Consider the following 17,826-nt stretch of genomic DNA (forward strand, 5'->3'; position numbering starts at 1 on the left):
CAAAAGGAAGCTGTACGCGATTGATGATGGTTATTCGATGATTTTTGTGGCACGCTGCCTTAAGGGAGCTTTAGTCAAATAAACTATTTTGCCATTCTTGGTAAATCAACTATCTTGGAACAACTAATTGGGATCAGCGTCCGGTTTCCACGGAAAGAATATAAACAATTTTTAAAATTTTATGGCAAACAATATTTTCTTTTTAGTACCTGTCTCGGCTTTCGTCGCGTTGAGTTTCGCCTTTTATTTCTTCAAGCAGATGATGCGGGAAAGCGAAGGCAGCGACAAGATGAAGCAAATTGCGCTCTATGTACGCGAGGGTGCCATGTCCTATCTGAAACAACAATACAAAGTTGTATCGATTGTTTTCATTGTATTGGCCCTGCTTTTTGCGATTATGGCCTATTTCGGCCTTCAAAATAGCTGGGTGCCGTTTGCTTTTCTTTCGGGTGGATTTTTTTCAGGTCTAGCCGGCTTTTTTGGCATGAAGACCGCCACTTACGCATCGGCGCGCACCGCGCAAGCGGCATCGAAATCATTGAATCAAGGCCTGCAAATTGCTTTTCGCTCCGGGGCCGTGATGGGCTTGGTCGTCGTGGGCCTGGCACTAATCGATATTTCGGTATGGTATTGGGTGCTGGGTTATTTTATCGACGATACCGGAGCCGGACATAAACTGATCGTTGTCACCACCACGATGCTGACCTTTGGCATGGGTGCTTCCACTCAGGCATTATTCGCCAGAGTAGGCGGAGGGATTTATACCAAGGCGGCCGATGTCGGCGCCGACTTGGTGGGTAAGGTGGAAGCCGGCATTCCGGAAGATGATCCCCGAAATCCGGCAACCATTGCCGATAACGTCGGCGATAATGTCGGCGACGTGGCCGGCATGGGGGCTGACCTGTACGAATCCTACTGCGGTTCGATTTTGGCGACGGCCGCTTTGGGCGCTTCCGCATTCTCCTTGAATCCCGGCATGCAGGAAAAGGCGGTTTTTGCACCGATGTTGATTGCCGCGACCGGTATTTTTCTGTCCATATTGGGGATTTTCCTGGTCAAAACCGACGAGAATGCCGACATGAAACAATTGATGCGAGCATTAAATCGCGGCATCAATATCAGTTCCCTGCTGACAGCCATTGCGACTTTTGTGATTCTTCATCATATCGGTTTGCATAACTGGGTGGGGGTTTCCTCCGCGGTCGTCTGCGGCCTGATCGCCGGTATCATCATCGGACAAAGCGCCGAGTATTACACCTCGCACTCATACCGTCCCACCCAAAAAATTGCCGAAAGTGCCATCACCGGTCCCGCTACCGTGATCATTTCGGGTCTGGGGTCGGGTATGATTTCAACAGCCATTCCGGTCATGACCATAGCCGTTGGCATTATCGCCTCGTTTCTGTGTGCCATAGAGTTTGACGTGCAAAATATGCTGGCGGCAAAAAATCTGAGCCTGGGCTTGTATGGCATAGGCATCGCCTCGGTGGGTATGTTGTCGACACTCGGCATTACCTTGGCGACCGACGCTTACGGCCCTATCGCGGATAATGCCGGTGGTAACGCCGAAATGAGCGGTCTGGACCAAGAAGTGCGCAAACGCACCGATGCCTTGGATGCGTTGGGGAATACCACCGCCGCCACCGGCAAGGGCTTTGCGATTGGTTCGGCGGCGCTAACCGCGTTGGTGTTATTGGCTTCGTATATCGAGGAAATTAAAATCGGTTTGCTACGGATCGGTCACACCACATTAGAATTCGCCAATGGCGACACCATTGAAACCGACAAAGCCGGTTTCATTGATTTCATGACTTACTATCAAGTTACTCTAATGAACCCCAAAGTGTTGATAGGCATGTTCCTGGGATCGATGATGGCTTTCGTCTTCTGCGGCTTGACCATGAATGCCGTGGGGCGAGCCGCGCAAAAAATGGTGGAAGAGGTGCGCCGACAGTTTCGCGAAATAAAAGGTATTCTTGAAGGCAGTGGAAAACCGGATTATGCCCGCTGTGTGGAAATCTCGACCCAAAGCGCGCAGCGGGAAATGCTGCTGCCATCGCTTTTAGCGCTGGCCGTTCCGATTGTTACCGGTATTGTTTTTGGTGTTGCCGGCGTCATGGGCTTGTTAGTCGGCGGGCTTTCCGCCGGATTTGTATTGGCTATTTTTATGGCCAATGCCGGTGGAGCCTGGGATAACGCCAAAAAATATGTCGAAGAAGGCCATTTGGGTGGGAAAGGTTCGGCGGTTCACAAAGCCTGCGTGGTGGGCGATACGGTTGGCGACCCGTTTAAAGACACATCCGGTCCATCACTGAACATCTTGATCAAACTGATGAGCATGGTCGCTATCGTAATGGCGGGCTTAACGGCGGCATGGAGCTTGTTTTAAACCCTTCACTCGTAAATGGACTCGATCTATGTCATGCCTGGAGGAAATACTCCAGGTTGATCAGTTCCAGAGGCAAACCCGGTGTGGTGGGCGAAAACTGGCCCAATTCCAGAAGTTGGCTGGGCGCAAGACTGCCGACAATCTTAGTCAGATCGGTCAATTTGATGCCCTGACGCACCAAGTACAAGATGTAGGTATAACGCAAAGTTTCCGCATTAACTTGTTGTGGATTATGCAAGCCGGCGTCGAGCGCCGCACAACAAAGCAGGGTTTCGATTTCCTCGACTGTCGGCCAGTTTAAACAAGAAAATCCGCCGGCAGGGCATTCGGCAACCGATCGTGTCATGACTAGACTGCGCCCTTCCGGAATCATGATCATCAATAACTGGCTATCCAGGCAATCCGGTGTAAGGCTGAGAATCTCGGCCAACGACAAGCCGTTGAACAGCAGATTGATAATCGCCTGGATGGGCGGATCCGCCTCCTGATATAAGGCAAGCACCTCCGGTTGGGTCATTTCCCTGGCGACATCTTCTTTAGACAGCGCTTTGAGTGGATCGTAAACCACTCGCGGCTGATGATGGCTTACATCCAGCATTTCCCGTGGCTGATGATGTAAATGTATGCCTCCCAAAGACATCGGGGCGGGCGCAGCGCTTTCCCGATTCAAAAAATCGATAATCAACACCGCCAGCAGGGCAAGAGCCAGACTCACGCCAAAGGCCAGCAAGGATTGTTGCAAATAATTCGGACTGATGGGTTTGTCCGGCAACGTGGCCCAGTCGACCACATCCACTTGCGGATATTTTTGCCGTTGTTTAACGTCAATGTCCACCAGGCGCTGCCGGGTGTCCTGCTGCAAGGTTTCCAGCTTTTCCAGCTCCTGTTGCAAGGCCTGGTGTTCGGCAAACTGCGAGGTGAAATCGGCGGCCAGTTTCTTGTGCTCCAGCATCTGCTGCTTGAGGGCTATCACGGCCTGTCTGGCGGCCGCGTAGTTATTTTCGGCTTCCTGCCGGGCAAAACTCTTACCGACGCTGGCCTTTTCGCTGATTTTTGTCTCTATTTCTATCAGTTGCTCCCGCACCCGGCGCAAACTGGGGTTTAGATCGATGTAATCTCGAGTGTACTGGGCTTCGATAGCCGCCAATTGATCCCTTAATTTTTCCGCTTGATGAATCAATACCGCCATCGATTGCGAGTCGGACTCAGGCACGACCGTCTCATTTCGGGAAATCGCGATCAGTATGGCATCGAACTTGGCTTTGGCTTTGACTTCTTCCTCCAGTGCGGCATTTAACGAATTATTCAAACCTTGCAGACGGGCATGGGCCTGATTATCGGCGCTCTCGGCGGATAAAATGTCGTGATCCAATCGAAACCGGTCGATTTGGTTACGTTTGTCCCGCACCTGCCGTTCGATCCGCTGCAGTTGCCCGTTTAAATCCTCGGTCACTTTGTCGGTGTTTTCGGCAATGAAGGCGGCCCGAACACGCAGATAGCTATCTATCCAGGTATTCACGGCCAATTGCAATAATTTAGGTTCCGGGCCTTGGGCCTGCAAATGCACCAGATTGGTCTCCGGTTCCGGAACTACCGCAAACAAGCTCCTTAGTTCGTCGGCGTTCCAGTTTTTTGTCTGGAGCGACAGTTGTTGCAAACGTTCCGCCGTTTTGTCCAAAATCGTCGAACCCAGCAAAATCTGCTTTTGAATGCTGACATGTTGTAGATCGGCCGAGGGACTGGCTTGATCGATGTCGGTGGCAGCCATCGTCAACACCGTTGCCACGCTCTGGTATATGGCCGGTTGCAGAAAGATGTAACTCTGCGAACCCAGCATGCACGGTATGAAAATCAACAAGAACACCAACCAGCGCCGTAGCCGAGGTGAATGGAGGCGCGCGGAGTCTCCGAATCCGTCCGAAGCCGACTGAAAACTATGTGATTGATTATTCATGGTAGCCCGCCATTGAACGGAATAGAAGGGACTCAATGCTCAAACATTTGCGGGCTATTCTAATGCAATGCACGCGCAAAACACTATGCAAACCGGCAATTGGTGATGACCACTCCGAGCTTTAACACCGAAACAAGGCTATGGGGTTGAAATATCGGTTGCTTATATCTCTTGGCTTGTGCCTACTCAACGGAATCATGATCAAACCAGCGTCTTTGGAATTCATCCTCCGGCAGCGGTGGCGAGAGATAATATCCCTGATACACATGACAACCATAAGACTGTAATAGTGACAATTGAGACTCGGTTTCGACGCCTTCGGCGACAACCGTTATATCCAAGATTTGGCCCAGGGATACGAAAGTCTTGATAAAAGCCGCCTCGTTCGATGCTGGATCTCCGTTATAAGCTTGAATGAACGAGCGGTCTATCTTTAAAGTCTGGATAGGTAAACTTTTCAAATAAGATAATGACGAATAACCGGTGCCGAAATCGTCCATGGCAACGTGAATACCGCGCTGGCGGATTTGATGCAAGCGTTCCGTGGCCGTATGAATATCATGCATAACTAGGCTCTCGGTTACTTCCAATTCAATCCAACCGGGATCGGTACCGGTTTCGGCCAAGATGGCGTCCAGAACAGGAATGAAATCATCGGCCAGCAGTTGCCGGGGCGATAAATTGATTGCCGTTCTGAATCCCGCCTGTTTCTTCGCCCAAACATTGGCTTGCAGGCAGGCCGTTTTCAGTATCCATTTGCCAAGCGGAACAATCAATGCGGTTTCCTCCGCTATGGAAATGAAACTATCGGGCGGCATCATTCCCAAGCCGGGGCGGCGCCAACGAATCAACGCTTCGGCGCCGATTATCCGGCCTAAAACGCAATCCGCCTTGGGCTGGTAGTAAAGCTGAAACTCTTCTTGTTCAATCGCCAGGCGTAGGGCGTTTTCCAGTAACAGTCGCTGGCGCGCGGCTTCGTTCATGCCGGCCTCGAAATACTGAAACGTGCCCCGGCCCTTGGTTTTTGATGCATACATGGCGGTATCCGCATGCTTGGTCAGGGTGTAAAAATCCCCGCCATCGTCGGGAAATACCGCGATACCGATACTGACGCCGATATAAACCGTGTGATCCTTCAGTTGCACGGGGTCAGTCATCACATTGATCAGTTGCTGGGCGAGTTCGGTGGCTATGGCTATACCGTTCAATCCGGGCAGGATGATAGTAAACTCGTCGCCGCTTAGCCTCGCAACAGTGTCCGATTTACGCAGACAGCCTTGAATGCGGGTCGCGATGATCTGCAATAAACAGTCACCGGCCCAATGCCCCAGGGTATCGTTGATATTCTTGAAATGGTCCAGATCGAGAAAGAACAGCGCCAGACGGTGGTTATTACGCTGCGCCAACAAAATTTCCTGCTCGAGCCGGTCCTTGAACAATGCGCGGTTGGGGAGCTTGGTTAGTACATCGTAGTACGCCAGTTGTTTGAGTTCCTGCTCCGCTTGTTTCTGATAACTGATATCGGTGGCGATAGCCACGTAATGGGTGAGTTGGCCCTGTTCGTTGGACACGGCATTAATGCTGGTCAGCATCGGACAGAATTCTCCGTTTTTTCGGCGGTCCCAGATTTCGCCTTTCCAAAAGCCTTGGTTCAAAAGCGTTTGCCATAAACGTTGATAAAAGGCCTGATCGTGAAGTTGCGACTTTAAGAGGCGGGTGTTTTGGCCCAACACTTCGTGGCGCTGATAGCCGGTGATGGCACAGAAAGCCGCATTGACTTCCAGGATAGTGCCGTGGGGATCGGTGATAAAAATGGCTTCGCAACTATTTTGGAAGACTTTGTTGCTCAAACGCAGTTGTGTTTCCCGGTTTTTTAATTCGGTAATGTTCAATGCGGTAACGACAGCGCCTTCGAATTTTCCCTGCGCCGAGTGCAGCAAATTGCTTTTTAGCCAATAGACGGCTTTTTGCACGCCCTGATTTTTAGCCAGCAATTGATGTTCATGGCTGTAATGGCCGTTCAGGCGGATGGTTTCCAACAGTGCTGAATTTACCGGCCAAGGCAAACTCGGCAGTTGTTCGGCCAGCCGCTGACGTTCGGCCGGGGGCAGCAAGTCGTCAATACCAGTGCCGAGTAGTTCCGCGTCACTGTATCCCAGTTCGCGCGATACGGTCGCATTCAGCCGCCGGATCAAGCCTTGCTGGTCGATGACGAACAACAGATCATCCATGGTATCCATGATACTGTCGACAAAACGGGTCAGCGCTTGTTGTTGGCCGACCTTTTCCTTCAGGATGATTTTTTGCGCCTCAGTCTCGCTGAGCATGGCATCCATGGTTTGGGTAATCACCAGGATTTGCCGTTCCTGTTTTAAATTGGCCAGCCGCAATTGCTTGATTTCCTCGCGCAGTTGTTGCATGGTTTCAGCGTTTTCGCCGCCGGCCGGCGCGGCGGACCAATCTTCGGCGGCTCTCAAAGCGTCGATGTCATTGAGGGATACAAAAAATTGCCCGTCATAGGCCGTCACCGGATAACCGTCGGTTTTCAGCGCGATCCGGTGGCCGTGGGCTGGACAACTCAGCGTATCGCCGTTCGTTAGCGGGCACGCGGACAAGTCGTAGCCTTGATGAGGACAGCGGTCCGGCACCGCCCAATATTCGCCCTCAAGTTTGAAAAGCAAAACATCCAGCGGACGCTGCTTACCCGGCAATTGCAAGCGGCCGGTCCAGCGCGGAGGCTCGGCCGAGTCGAGCAGCGTCAATGCTTCGATCACGGCCACGGCTGCATTGGCGATAGGCTGACTCATTCCGGCAACAGCTCTCTTATCAAGCGGACCGCTTCCGGCACCGCCCGTTCAATCTCGGCGGACAGGCCGAGGCAAAAAGGTTGAACCTTTGCGACCTCGACGCCGACGATCAGGATTTCCGGTAGCGGCGCGCGGACGATTTTTAGCGCCTCCAGCAAATACGGTATGCCGAGGCCGTGACTGGTGGACGTTTGTGGCTGACCAGTCAAATCTTCCGGCGTTAACACGCAAATCTGGCCGATAGTGCCGAAGCCCGCAAAGGCATCGACCAGAATCGCCTGCCGGCAATCCTGCAAAAACCGCAGTGCATCGAGCCCGGCGATGCCGGCGTTGAACAGTTCCACATCGGACGGCCAATCCAACTGGTTGAGCTGTGCATAAACGCCGATGCCGAAACCGTCGTCGCCATGCAACTCGTTGCCGAAACAAAGCACGTGCCGCTCAGGCATTGCTCAAGGCCATAAGGTGAGGCGTTTTCCGCTGTCCAGGATGTGTACGGTACACACCAGGCAAGGATCGTGGGAGCGGATGATGTGGCCGATTTCCACCGGGTCGTCCGGGTCGTCGACACGCATGCCGATCAAGCTGCTTTCCCAATGACCGTGCCGGCCAGCGCTGTCCTTGGGCGAGGCATTCCAGGCGGTCGGGGTGACGACTTGGTAACGGCTGATCGCGCCGTCGGCGATTTGCAGCCAATGCCCCAAGCCGCCGCGCGCGGCGGTGACCAGCCCAAAACCCTCGCCGTCGGGAATGTCCTTTGTCGCGGGGGGCAGCATGTGCGGTTCGTCAAGGTCCGCACTCAACTCGTGTAAGGTGTCCCGCATGGTGCGTAGCAACTTGGCCGTGCGGCGCAGGCGGGCGAACTGGCGCAGCCAGGCGTTGCCGCCCTCGGCTTGATACAGCGAGCGTATCAAGGGTTCACCGTCGATCAAGGCGTCGGCCAGCGGGCCGGTTTGCACCACTTTGTCTTGATAACGCGGGGCTTTGCACCAGGTGTAGCGGTCAGAATGCGGCTGGTAATCCGGCACGGTTTGGCCTTGAAACGGGTGCAGGCCGCCGGGATAAGGTTGAAACCAGGCATAACGCACGTGTTCGGTGATCTTGGCTTGATCGAAAGCTTCGACGATTCCGGTTTCGCCATTCAGGAAGCCGGCTTTGAACAAGCGTTGCTTATGCTGCGTAAAGGTTCCCGCATAGCGCGGGTCGTCGTAAGCGCCATAGCTGAGCATATGCGGCGTGCCGAAACCCAGATACTGCAAACCGATCTCGCGGCTGATTTGAGTCAACAGACCGGTGGCGCTTTCGTCGTGGGCCGGTTTTTCGGTTAACCAGGCAAAAAATTGCTCGGCGCTTTGTAAATCCAGCCAGACATCCAGATCGGTGCCGATCACGGTTTGCTCGAACCAACGGGTTAATTTATTGAGGATGGACAGACTGTCGATGATATGGCGGCTATTGGCCGGCGTGGTGACGCCGCCCGGCAGCATATACGACGAATGCGGCCACTGGCCGCCGAACAGCGCGACGATCTCGACGATATGCCGGGAATTTTCCAGTGCGCCCCGGTGCACCGAACCCTTAAACGGCTGAAATGCGGCCAGGGCTTTGTCGTAAAACGGCCGGGACAGGTATTTGGGGTGACAAAAATCGGCGGTGAAAAACAGGAACGATTGCCGCAAATCGCTTTGTACCGTTTCGGCCATCAGGCACAAGTTACGGATGCGGACAGCATTGGGCGGCACCGCAATCCGGCCGGCATGTTCCAAAGCCAGCACGGCGGCATTCAGTTGCGCGGTACCGCAGATGCCGCAAATTCGCGGGGTAATCACCAGCGCGTCGGTGGGCTTGCGGCCCAGCATAATTTGTTCGAAGCCGCGATACAGCGTGCCGATGCAGCGGGCGTCGACGACGATGTTGTCTTCCATCTCCAGTTGGAAATCCAGATCGCCCTCGACCCGATTCATTTCGATTTGGATGGTTCTGCGGCTCATGTTCAAGGGTCCATGGTTTTGTTCAACACCCGCTCAGGCGCGGCTTCATGCGCCAGGCTTTTGTAGGCCATGTAATTGGCCCGCTCCACGCCCAAGGGCAGGTTGACCGGGATAGGGCCGATTTTTTCGGTGCGGAACAAATCGTGATCGGACGGAAAATCCGGCGAGGTGCAACCGAAACACGGTACGCCGGCGCGGGTTTTGCTGCCGCGGCCGTTCCACAACTCCGAATTGCAAATCGCCATGGTTACCGGCCCCTTGCAGCCCAGATTGAAGAACATGCAGCCCTTGCCGCCGAACAGCTCGTCTTCGACATCGTATTCGTGATATTCGGTTCGGGTGCAGCCTTGGTGCACCATGGTATTGAAAAAAGCCTTGGGCCGGTTCAAATGATCCAGTTCCAGCGGCAGTCCGGCAGCCAGCATGGCCAGGGTTTTAGTCATTGCATTGGGATGAGCGGGACAGCCCGAGATATTGACCACCGGCAGGCCTCGGCGCGAGCGCCAGTCGACCGGCAACAAGCCGCCGGGGGCTTGTTTGTCGAATTGCAAGCCGAGACAGTCGGTGGGATTGGGCGGCGCGGCATGCACGCCGCCGTAGGCAGCGCAGGTGCCCATCGCCACCAGATAACCGGCTTTTTCCGCCAGTTGCCGGATCAGACTCATTTTCGAGCGCCCCCGGTACGGATCGTACATGCCCGATCCATTAGGGCCGGTCATGATGCTGCCTTCCACGCACAAAATATCCAGGGCCAGTCTATCCTCGAGAATCGCATCCAGCACAGTATCCAGATGCTTTTTGGGTTCGGCGGACAGGGAGGGTTGCCAAAGAAATTCAATACCGTACTGATCGACCAGTTCTTCCACGGAAGGACTGTCGGCGCACAGAATCGACATGGTGTCGCCACCGCAGGAGCCGGTTTGGAGCCAGAGTAAGGTCGTCATAAAAGTGTCCGTGAAGCGTCAAGATTGCAGATAGCTCTTAATCGGAACTGCTGCTAACACCGATTAAATGACATGAATCCATAACTTTAAATGGCTATGAACAAGTTGCAGGTTGAAGAAATACCGGGTCATGTGTGACGCATAGCGTGAGTAATCGGTTAGGAATCTGGTTTTCCCAAAATCGTCGATTCAACCGATAGCAAAATTCGTCGAGATATTCCTGTACATAGTTACCTGACACACCATGGTAAGTACCCAGCAAATAGCTTTTAAGGTTACTGATGACCACATGAACCCAAGGTAACCATTCACTCGCCATTTCAGGAGGGGTTACCTTGGCGATATGGTGATGTTCCTCGGCCAGCACATTGAGCGCAGCCAGCGCATCGGTATGCAGGGTTTGGCCTGGGGCAAGCGTTTGTTGGGCGAATGCTCTAACACTCTCGTGCGTCACCTGCTCAACCACCTTCATAGCCACAAAGCCGGGCTTACCATCATTATGTTCGCAAGCCACTAAAATAGTGGTTTTACCGGCGGCGCCTCGCCCGCGTTTACCGGCACGTTTGCCGCCGATAAAGGCATCATCGAATTCGATAATGCCGCTTAGTTTGTACAGATTATTCTGATCACCCATGGCCGTGCGTAATTTTCTCAACAGCCGTTGCGCCGTCAGCCAGGAAACACCAATTAGTTTGGTCAGCCGCAATGCGGAGATACTACCCTTGTCCGACGATACCCAATAAAGACTCCAAAACCATTTCACGAGCGGTAATTTGGTGTTGTGAAACAAGGTGCCGGCTGTCACCGATGTGTGATGATGACAAACTGCACATTCGTAGACATGTCGTGTCTGGAGCAACCAACCTTTCTGATGGCCACAGCGTGGACAGCAAAACCCTTCAGGCCACCTGAGGTTGATGATGGCTTGAAGACAACTTTTTTCATCGGCAAAGTGCTGTTGCCACTCCCAAAAACTCGTGATCTTTGCTTGCATGACCGCTCTCCAGAATATCCCACTAAAATTCAGATCGGGTAACCTGTGGTAAGTTCATAGCCATGTAACTTTAAAAAAGTCCTTGATCCATGCGCCACGGTTCAGCAGTGCTGTAACTAACTATGTTGAATTTTACACTGATCATCTTTTAAGAAGCGGCATAACTACCGTCCGGCAAGCGAGTTTATTCGACTTTTTGTGTCAAATTGTGATCGTCATAGCAAGCCCTTTGTTTTTCGGCTGCAAAACTTTGCAGTTGCGCCAACAATTCATAATTGACATCTGTCCGGTTTTGTAAGGCCAGCAGCGTTTCATTGAACCAAGTCAAGTTGCCGCTACCCTCCGGATTTAACCATCGGTTTCGGCAAAATGCCTGCCATTCATGTAGTTCTTCCGCAGTCAATGTGTCGGAATAATTTCTGCCTCGGTAACGAAACAGCATCTCGGGCAGGCGGGCATCGTCAAAATCGGCGGGAAAACTTGCCAACTTGGCCGGAGGCGTTTGCCTGATTTTTTGCATGGCGACTTTGTCCTTGTTGCTGAAAAAGCCTCCGCTATAAATCATCAAGTCAGGGTCGGCGGGAGTGTAGGCATAGGCACGGGTAAATACTTTCGCCAGTTTTTGTTCCAGCGCAGCCCCGGCGGCGACTTTGATCCGTTCCAAGTGAACTTGGCATTGCGCGATGTCCAATTCCAGCCGTTGTTCGTCGTTTGGGCGGACGACCGATAAAGGTGCCAGAACTGGGCTTTTGTTGATATGCACGGTTTTCAACGCAATGCGCTCAGCGCCTTCGGCTAAATCATCATTGGCAACAAACACCCGCTGCTGAATCTCCGTATCGGATAACTCCAGTAAGGCGGAAGGATCGGCGGACAAGTCATAAACGATGACTTCATTGCTGTTTTTAGGATGCATACAAATCGGCACGACGATAGCCAGGCAATTTTTTCGAGCTGGAAAGCGCCCGGATACATGCAGCAACGGCGTAAAACTACCCAATTGCAGTAATTTCAATACCGCCTGTTTATGCCGGTTGGCATATAGATAGTCGTAAAGTTTGGGTTGGCGTTGTTTAATCAAGCGGGCTAGGGCGATAGTGGCGTATACATCGGACAGGGCATCATGAGCGGCTTGATGCGCTATATCATTGGCGTGCGTGAGCTGTTCCAAGCGAAAGCTGGCCACGCCTTCGTCAGTCATCGGCCAGATGATGCCATCGGGACGCAAGGCACGGGCGGCGCGGGCGACGTCGATCAAATCCCAGCGCGAATTGTCGTTTTGCCATTCGCGGGCATAAGGGTCGTAAAAATTGCGATAGAGCAGGTTACGGGTGACTTCGTCATCGAATCGAATACTGTTGTAACCGATGCCGCAGGTACCGGGTTGGGCCAGTTGCTCGTGGATGATGCCAATAAATTCGGCTTCACACAAACCTTTTTCAGTGGCCAGTTGCGGGGTGATGCCGGTGATCAGACAGGCTTCGGGGTGCGGCAGGTAATCATCGGCGGTTTTGCAATACATCATCAATGGCTCGCCGATGATATTGAAATCCGTATCGGTGCGGATTCCGGCGAATTGACAGGCACGGTCACGTTGCGGGTCGGTGCCGAAGGTTTCGTAATCATGCCAGTAGAAAGTGGTTGTCGTCATGGTTTGAGCCGGAAAAATCATTGAAGGAACGGGAAATTTTCCGCAATTCAGTTTTTGCGGCTACCCGAGCGGGGAAATTATTTTATAATTGCCAGTTCAATTTTATGTGACCACCATAGGAAAGTGTTATGAAAAAAACCTCGCTACTCGCTTCGGCTGCTTTGCTGATGTTTACCGGCATGGTCAATGCCCACGGCCCGGTCAGAGCCAAAATGACTGCAACTATCACCATTGATGCGCCGGCGGCTAAAGTTTGGGAAGTCATTAAAGATTACGGTGACATGTCCTGGCACCCTAGCATCAAAAGCGTCAAAGGTGGCAGCAATGATAAAGGCGCTATCCGCACTCTGACCCTGGCCAATGGCGGCACCATCACCGAAGAGCTGAAATCACATGATGACAGCAAAATGGCCTATAAATACAAAATCACCGAGATGAGTTCAACCGGTACCATCAAACATGCCGGTCAAGACGAAGAACTTCCGGTATTGCCGGTGGGTAACTATGCCGCCGAGCTTTCAGTTGAAGACAAAGGTGGTAAAGCCGAAGTCGAATGGGTTGCGACTTACTACCGCGCCTACGTCAACAACAATCCGCCAGCGGAATTGAACGAGGAAGCGGCCGACAAAGCGGTAACCAATGTGTTAACCACCGGTCTGGAAGCCTTGGCTAAAAAGGTCAACCCCAGCGCCAAAGCCGACGTTAAAATCGACATCAAACGTTAAGCTTGTTTTACGGTTTCCATCGTCCGGTGGAAACCGCCTTCCTCTGCCCTCGAGTGACCATGCCTAAAAAATCGATTGCTGTTGTCGCGTTTCTATCGGCTTGTGCGACTATCGCCAGTGCTCAGCCCCATGCTTTTATCACTAATCAGCTAGACAATAGCGTTTCGGTGATCGATGCCGACCGGCAACAAGTCATCGATACGATTAAGGTTGCCGGAAAGCCGGCCGGCGTGGCGGTCAATCCGGCAAAAAAACAGGTTTACATCAGCACGCCGGAAGGCGGTGGTTTTGCGGTGATGGATGGCGAGTCATTCAAAGTCCAAACAACCGTCAAGGTGGGTGGGGCTTCGTTGGGCATCGCCGTGGATAAGGCCGGCGAGCAGGTGTTTGTTGCCGATTGGTACGAAAATTCGGTCGCCGTATTCGATACCAAGAATTTTGAAAAAATCTCGTTGATCACGGTTGGAAAATCGCCATCCGGCATGACCGTCAGCCCGGATAACAAATGGTTGTATGTGGCTAACCGGGTCGATGACTCTATTTCCCAAATCGACTTAAAAAAACTGGCGATCAGAAACACCACCAAAGTCGGCGCGCATCCGTTCGGTATCGTGGTGGATAGCAAGGGCAAGCGGCTTTACAGCGCCAACGTCGAAAGCAATGATGTTACCGTGCTGGACACGCGCCGAATGAAGCGCGTGGCTACCGTCAAAGTCGGCGCGCGGCCCTATGCGGTGGCATTGGCGATGAACGATAGTTTGTTGTTCGTTACCAATCAGGATGATAGTTCGGTATCGGCCATCGATACGGCCACCTTAAAAACCGTTGCGGTGATCGAAGTCGGCGACAAACCGGAAGGCATCAGCACCCATCCCAATGGCCAATTTGTCTATGTCGCCAACTGGTTTGACAACAATGTCTCGGTGATCGACGCCAAAACCCTGCAAGTGGTGAATACCATTAATACAGGGGAGGGCAGTCGCGCCTTCGGCGAGTTTATCAGCCCGTAACAGCGCTTGTGGTACACTGCGCGCCGTTTTAACCAATCTTGAGAACACTATGGCAGAAACCGTTGAAGAATTAACCATCCGCTACGAGGATGGCGGCATCGAAACCGTCAAGGAACTGGACAAAAAAGTATTGAGCAAGGGCGCATGGGCCACGGTAATCTACCGCTATCAGGACTGGGAGCCTAGCAAGGAACAATATAGCCAGGATAGATTCAGCATTCGCCGCTACCAAAAACGCAACGGCGAATATCAGCAAAAGTCTAAATTCAATATTTCCAGCGAGAAGCAAGCGCTGGAACTGATCGAAGCCTTACAGGGTTGGCTGGCCGAAAAATAAATATTTTAGACGGGGCGGGCCTAAAACGCCGGCTTGCCCCGTATCAATCTATCCATTCATAAATTTCGGTTAAAAGCGGATCGCATTTACAACAGCTGGTGCCGCAACTAGTTCCCGCCGGCGACAAGCGCACCTTGCCCTTGCTGATCCATTTCGCCAACATGCCGCGTAGCGCGTTGGCATCGACATGAAAATGCAACACCAAATCGTTCAACGTGACTCGATGTTTGTCTTGCAGATAATTACGTAAGTCCGACAATATCATGACAAGACTCCTGACTGTTGGCGGGAACCGTAAAAGCGCAGCAGCGACAGAACCGCTACAAATAACAAAATTAACAAGCCAAACCAAAAACCGGCCGTGGCGGGATGCGCGTTAAAGGTCATGCCTTGATAGAACAGGGTAGCGGTCATGTAGGCGACGAAGGTTGTCCAGCACACCACAAATAAGGCCCAGCCGGCGCTGGTTTCCTTGTAGATGGCCGCGGTAGCCGCAACACATGGCGCATAAAGCAAGATGAACAACAAGTAGGCGAATGCGCCGACTTGGCCATCAAACTGATTTTGCATCACAGCAAAGGTGGCGACTTTGACTTCCTGTTGTTCGGCCGCCGCCGCTACATCGTCGACATCGGCGATGCCTAGGCCCAGAGGGTCCAATAATTTGTCGGCGATGGCGGCCAGGTTATCGGGAACGGTTTGGCAGGCCGCCAGTAAGGCTTGCGATAAATTGAATGCTTCGTCTTCCTGAGTGCCGGCATCGGCAGCCATCTGGCTATATAACGCATCCAATGTGCCGACCACGGCTTCCTTGGCTAAAACCCCGGTAAAAATACCGACGGTGGCCGGCCAGTTGTCTTCGCTGATGCCCATGGGTTGGAATACAGGCGTCAACAAACGGCCAATCTGGCTCAACACCGATTGTTCGCTGTTTTCGCGGCCGAAACTACCGTCCATACCCAGCGAATTGAGGATATTCAGCACCAGCACCATCGGCACGATCAATTTGCCGGCATTAAAGATAAAGGTCTTCAGCCTTTCCCAGGTTTTGATGTAAATGCCGCGTAGGGTAGGCAGGTGGTAAGTGGGTAGCTCCATCAGGAACGGGGTTGGTTCGCCTTGCAGCAAGGTATGGCGCATGATCAATCCGGTGAATACCGCTACCAGGATACCGAACAGATATAAACCGAATACCAGATTTTGGCCGCCCACCGGAAAAAACGCCGCCGCAAACAAGGCATAAACCGGCAGGCGGGCACCGCAGGACATAAACGGGTTCATCAGATTGGTCAGAACCCGGTCGCGCTGATTATCCAGAGTACGGGTGGCAATGATGGCCGGCACATTGCAGCCAAAACCGACGATCATCGGTACGAAGGATTTGCCCGGCAGGCCAATCACGCACATAAATCTATCCATCACGAAAGCGGCTCTGGACATGTAGCCGGAGTCTTCCAGCATCGACAAAAAAATAAACAAAAAACCTACGATCGGAATAAAGGTGGCGACCACCTGAATCCCGCCGCCGATGCCATTGCTGATCAACACCACCAGCCAATCCGGCCAGTTTAGAGAAGTGAGTAGGGCGCTCATGCCATCCACCAACAAGGCGCCGACCGCCTGATCGAAGAAATCGACGAAGGCGCTGCCGATATTAATGGTGAACATGAACATGGCATACATCACCAGTAAAAACACCGGTATGCCTAAGAAACGGTTTAACACCACCGCATCGATCTTTTCGGTGGTATGGCGGGAAACTTCATTCAGCTTACAAACACAAGCTTGTACCAATTGATTGACCAAACCATAGCGAGCGTCGGCGGCTAAAATATCGATTTCATCGTCGGTTTCGGTTTCGATGGCTTCGCGCAAGGCTTGCGCAACGGCTTCAAATTTGGGGCCGGCCAGTTGCTTGGCCAGCGTGTCGTTTTCCAATAGCCGCAGTGCCAACCAGCGCAAATCGCATTGATCCTTATAAACCGTAAGTTGGGGTTCCAGGGCGGAAACCGCATTTTCGATAGCCGGATGATAGCTAACCGTTAGCGAGGGAACGGCGGGATGAGTACAAGCGTGGTTGATGGTTTCGCGTAAATCGTTGATGCCTTGTCCGGTTGCGGCGATCACCGAGACTACCGGGCAAGCCAGTTGCTTGGAAAGTTCGGCAAGATCGATTTTGATGCCGCGTTTTTTCACCGCATCCATCATATTCAACACGACGATCATCGGCACTCGCATCTCAATCAACTGCGAGGTCAGGTATAAATTGCGCTCGATATTGGAGGCGTCGATGATGTTGATGATCAGATCGGCTTTACGCGATGCCACGTAATCGCGCGCGACTTTTTCATCCAGGGAAACGCTGTCGTCGTCGGCTTCCAGTGAATAGGTGCCGGGCAAATCGACTACGGTGATGCGTTTGTCTTGAAATTGATATTCGCCGGTCTTTTTTTCGACGGTTACACCGGGCCAATTGCCGACATGTTGCCGTGAACCGGTTAAGGCATTAAATAGCGTGGTTTTACCGCAATTGGGATTGCCTACCACGCCTACGGTTAAATCGATACTCATAGTTTCTCGATCATTAAAACCGAGGCTTCGTTTTTGCGTAGGGATAACGAAAATCCGCGTAGCTTGATCTCGACCGGATCGCCCATCGGCGCGAAGCGAGTAATGGTAAATTCGGTTCCGGGCGTTAAGCCCATCGCCAGCAGTTTTTTGCGGTAAGCGCCGCCGGCTTGGTCAAAACCCACGATACGACCAGAGTCGCCGGTCGCCAGCATCTTTAAAGAAGTCATCATATGCCGCCTGTAGCCAAAAGGTAATTAATAATGGTTCTCATTAATGGCCAATATAGCACATCAGCAAAAATCGATATAAAAATTTGCATGATTTAACGCAAATTATTCGTTATTGGCATCATGTATTGGTTTAGCGCGCCTTAATGTCCTACGAGTAGGCGGGAGGTCGGTTTTGAGCCGAGTGAGATTAAAGGCTACAAGATGCGCACCGGCAATTTCAATG

At 52.4% G+C, this 17,826-nt stretch carries 14 protein-coding genes; 4 read left to right on the forward strand and 10 right to left on the reverse strand.

Annotation, left to right across the window (positions count from 1 at the left end; translation table 11 throughout):
- Positions 1–181: 181 nt before the first annotated feature.
- Positions 182–2,389, forward strand: coding sequence for a sodium-translocating pyrophosphatase (locus IVG45_RS05225; RefSeq protein WP_196436822.1), 2,208 nt, complete (start codon positions 182–184; stop codon positions 2,387–2,389).
- Positions 2,390–2,420: 31 nt separating this feature from the next.
- On the opposite strand, the gene IVG45_RS05230 is transcribed toward IVG45_RS05225, so the two are convergent.
- The 7 genes from IVG45_RS05230 to sbcB all read right to left on the reverse strand — a co-directional run bounded on the left by IVG45_RS05230 (position 2,421) and on the right by sbcB (position 12,730).
- Positions 2,421–4,343, reverse strand: coding sequence for a GumC family protein (locus IVG45_RS05230; RefSeq protein WP_196436823.1), 1,923 nt, complete (start codon positions 4,341–4,343; stop codon positions 2,421–2,423).
- A gap of 182 nt (positions 4,344–4,525) precedes the next feature.
- Positions 4,526–7,150, reverse strand: a complete 2,625-nt coding sequence (locus IVG45_RS05235) for an EAL domain-containing protein (protein WP_196436824.1) — start codon at positions 7,148–7,150, stop codon at positions 4,526–4,528.
- On the reverse strand, positions 7,147–7,599 hold the full coding sequence (locus tag IVG45_RS05240) for a hydrogenase maturation protease (RefSeq protein ID WP_196436825.1): 453 nt from the start codon (positions 7,597–7,599) through the stop codon (positions 7,147–7,149). Before IVG45_RS05240 ends, IVG45_RS05235 begins: the two co-directional genes overlap by 4 nt.
- 3 nt (positions 7,600–7,602) lie before the next feature.
- Positions 7,603–9,141, reverse strand: a complete 1,539-nt coding sequence (locus tag IVG45_RS05245; RefSeq protein ID WP_196436826.1) for a nickel-dependent hydrogenase large subunit — start codon at positions 9,139–9,141, stop codon at positions 7,603–7,605.
- Between the two features lie 2 nt (positions 9,142–9,143).
- Positions 9,144–10,085: an NADH:ubiquinone oxidoreductase gene (locus tag IVG45_RS05250; protein ID WP_196436827.1), complete on the reverse strand. Its 942-nt coding sequence runs from the start codon at positions 10,083–10,085 to the stop codon at positions 9,144–9,146.
- A 94-nt stretch (positions 10,086–10,179) separates the two neighbouring features.
- Positions 10,180–11,079, reverse strand: coding sequence for an IS1595 family transposase (locus IVG45_RS05255; protein ID WP_196434642.1), 900 nt, complete (start codon positions 11,077–11,079; stop codon positions 10,180–10,182).
- Between the two features lie 184 nt (positions 11,080–11,263).
- Positions 11,264–12,730 carry an exodeoxyribonuclease I gene (sbcB, locus tag IVG45_RS05260; protein WP_196436828.1) on the reverse strand — a complete coding sequence of 489 codons (1,467 nt, stop codon included), beginning with the start codon at positions 12,728–12,730 and terminating at the stop codon, positions 11,264–11,266.
- A gap of 128 nt (positions 12,731–12,858) precedes the next feature.
- On the opposite strand from sbcB, the gene IVG45_RS05265 reads away from it, so the two are divergent.
- Genes IVG45_RS05265 through IVG45_RS05275 form a run of 3 tightly spaced genes read left to right on the forward strand, consistent with a single transcriptional unit; the run spans position 12,859 to position 14,802 of the window.
- Positions 12,859–13,455, forward strand: coding sequence for an SRPBCC family protein (locus tag IVG45_RS05265; RefSeq protein WP_196436829.1), 597 nt, complete (start codon positions 12,859–12,861; stop codon positions 13,453–13,455).
- Between the two features lie 59 nt (positions 13,456–13,514).
- Entirely contained in the window at positions 13,515–14,465 is a 951-nt protein-coding gene (locus IVG45_RS05270) for a YncE family protein (RefSeq protein WP_196436830.1), read from the forward strand.
- A 49-nt stretch (positions 14,466–14,514) separates the two neighbouring features.
- A complete protein-coding gene (locus tag IVG45_RS05275; protein ID WP_196436831.1) occupies positions 14,515–14,802 on the forward strand; it encodes a hypothetical protein in 288 nt (95 codons plus the stop codon).
- A 43-nt stretch (positions 14,803–14,845) separates the two neighbouring features.
- On the opposite strand, the gene IVG45_RS05280 is transcribed toward IVG45_RS05275, so the two are convergent.
- The 3 genes from IVG45_RS05280 to IVG45_RS05290 are packed head-to-tail and all read right to left on the reverse strand — an operon-like array spanning position 14,846 to position 17,603.
- Positions 14,846–15,067 carry a FeoC-like transcriptional regulator gene (locus IVG45_RS05280; protein WP_196436832.1) on the reverse strand — a complete coding sequence of 74 codons (222 nt, stop codon included), beginning with the start codon at positions 15,065–15,067 and terminating at the stop codon, positions 14,846–14,848.
- Entirely contained in the window at positions 15,064–17,373 is a 2,310-nt protein-coding gene (gene feoB / locus IVG45_RS05285) for a Fe(2+) transporter permease subunit FeoB (protein WP_196436833.1), read from the reverse strand. The genes IVG45_RS05280 and feoB overlap by 4 nt, the downstream gene beginning before the upstream one ends.
- Positions 17,370–17,603, reverse strand: a complete 234-nt coding sequence (locus tag IVG45_RS05290) for a FeoA family protein (protein ID WP_196436834.1) — start codon at positions 17,601–17,603, stop codon at positions 17,370–17,372. The genes feoB and IVG45_RS05290 overlap by 4 nt, the downstream gene beginning before the upstream one ends.
- Positions 17,604–17,826: the final 223 nt, after the last annotated feature.

It is taken from the genome of Methylomonas sp. LL1, from assembly GCF_015711015.1.
In the GTDB taxonomy this organism is placed as follows: domain Bacteria; phylum Pseudomonadota; class Gammaproteobacteria; order Methylococcales; family Methylomonadaceae; genus Methylomonas.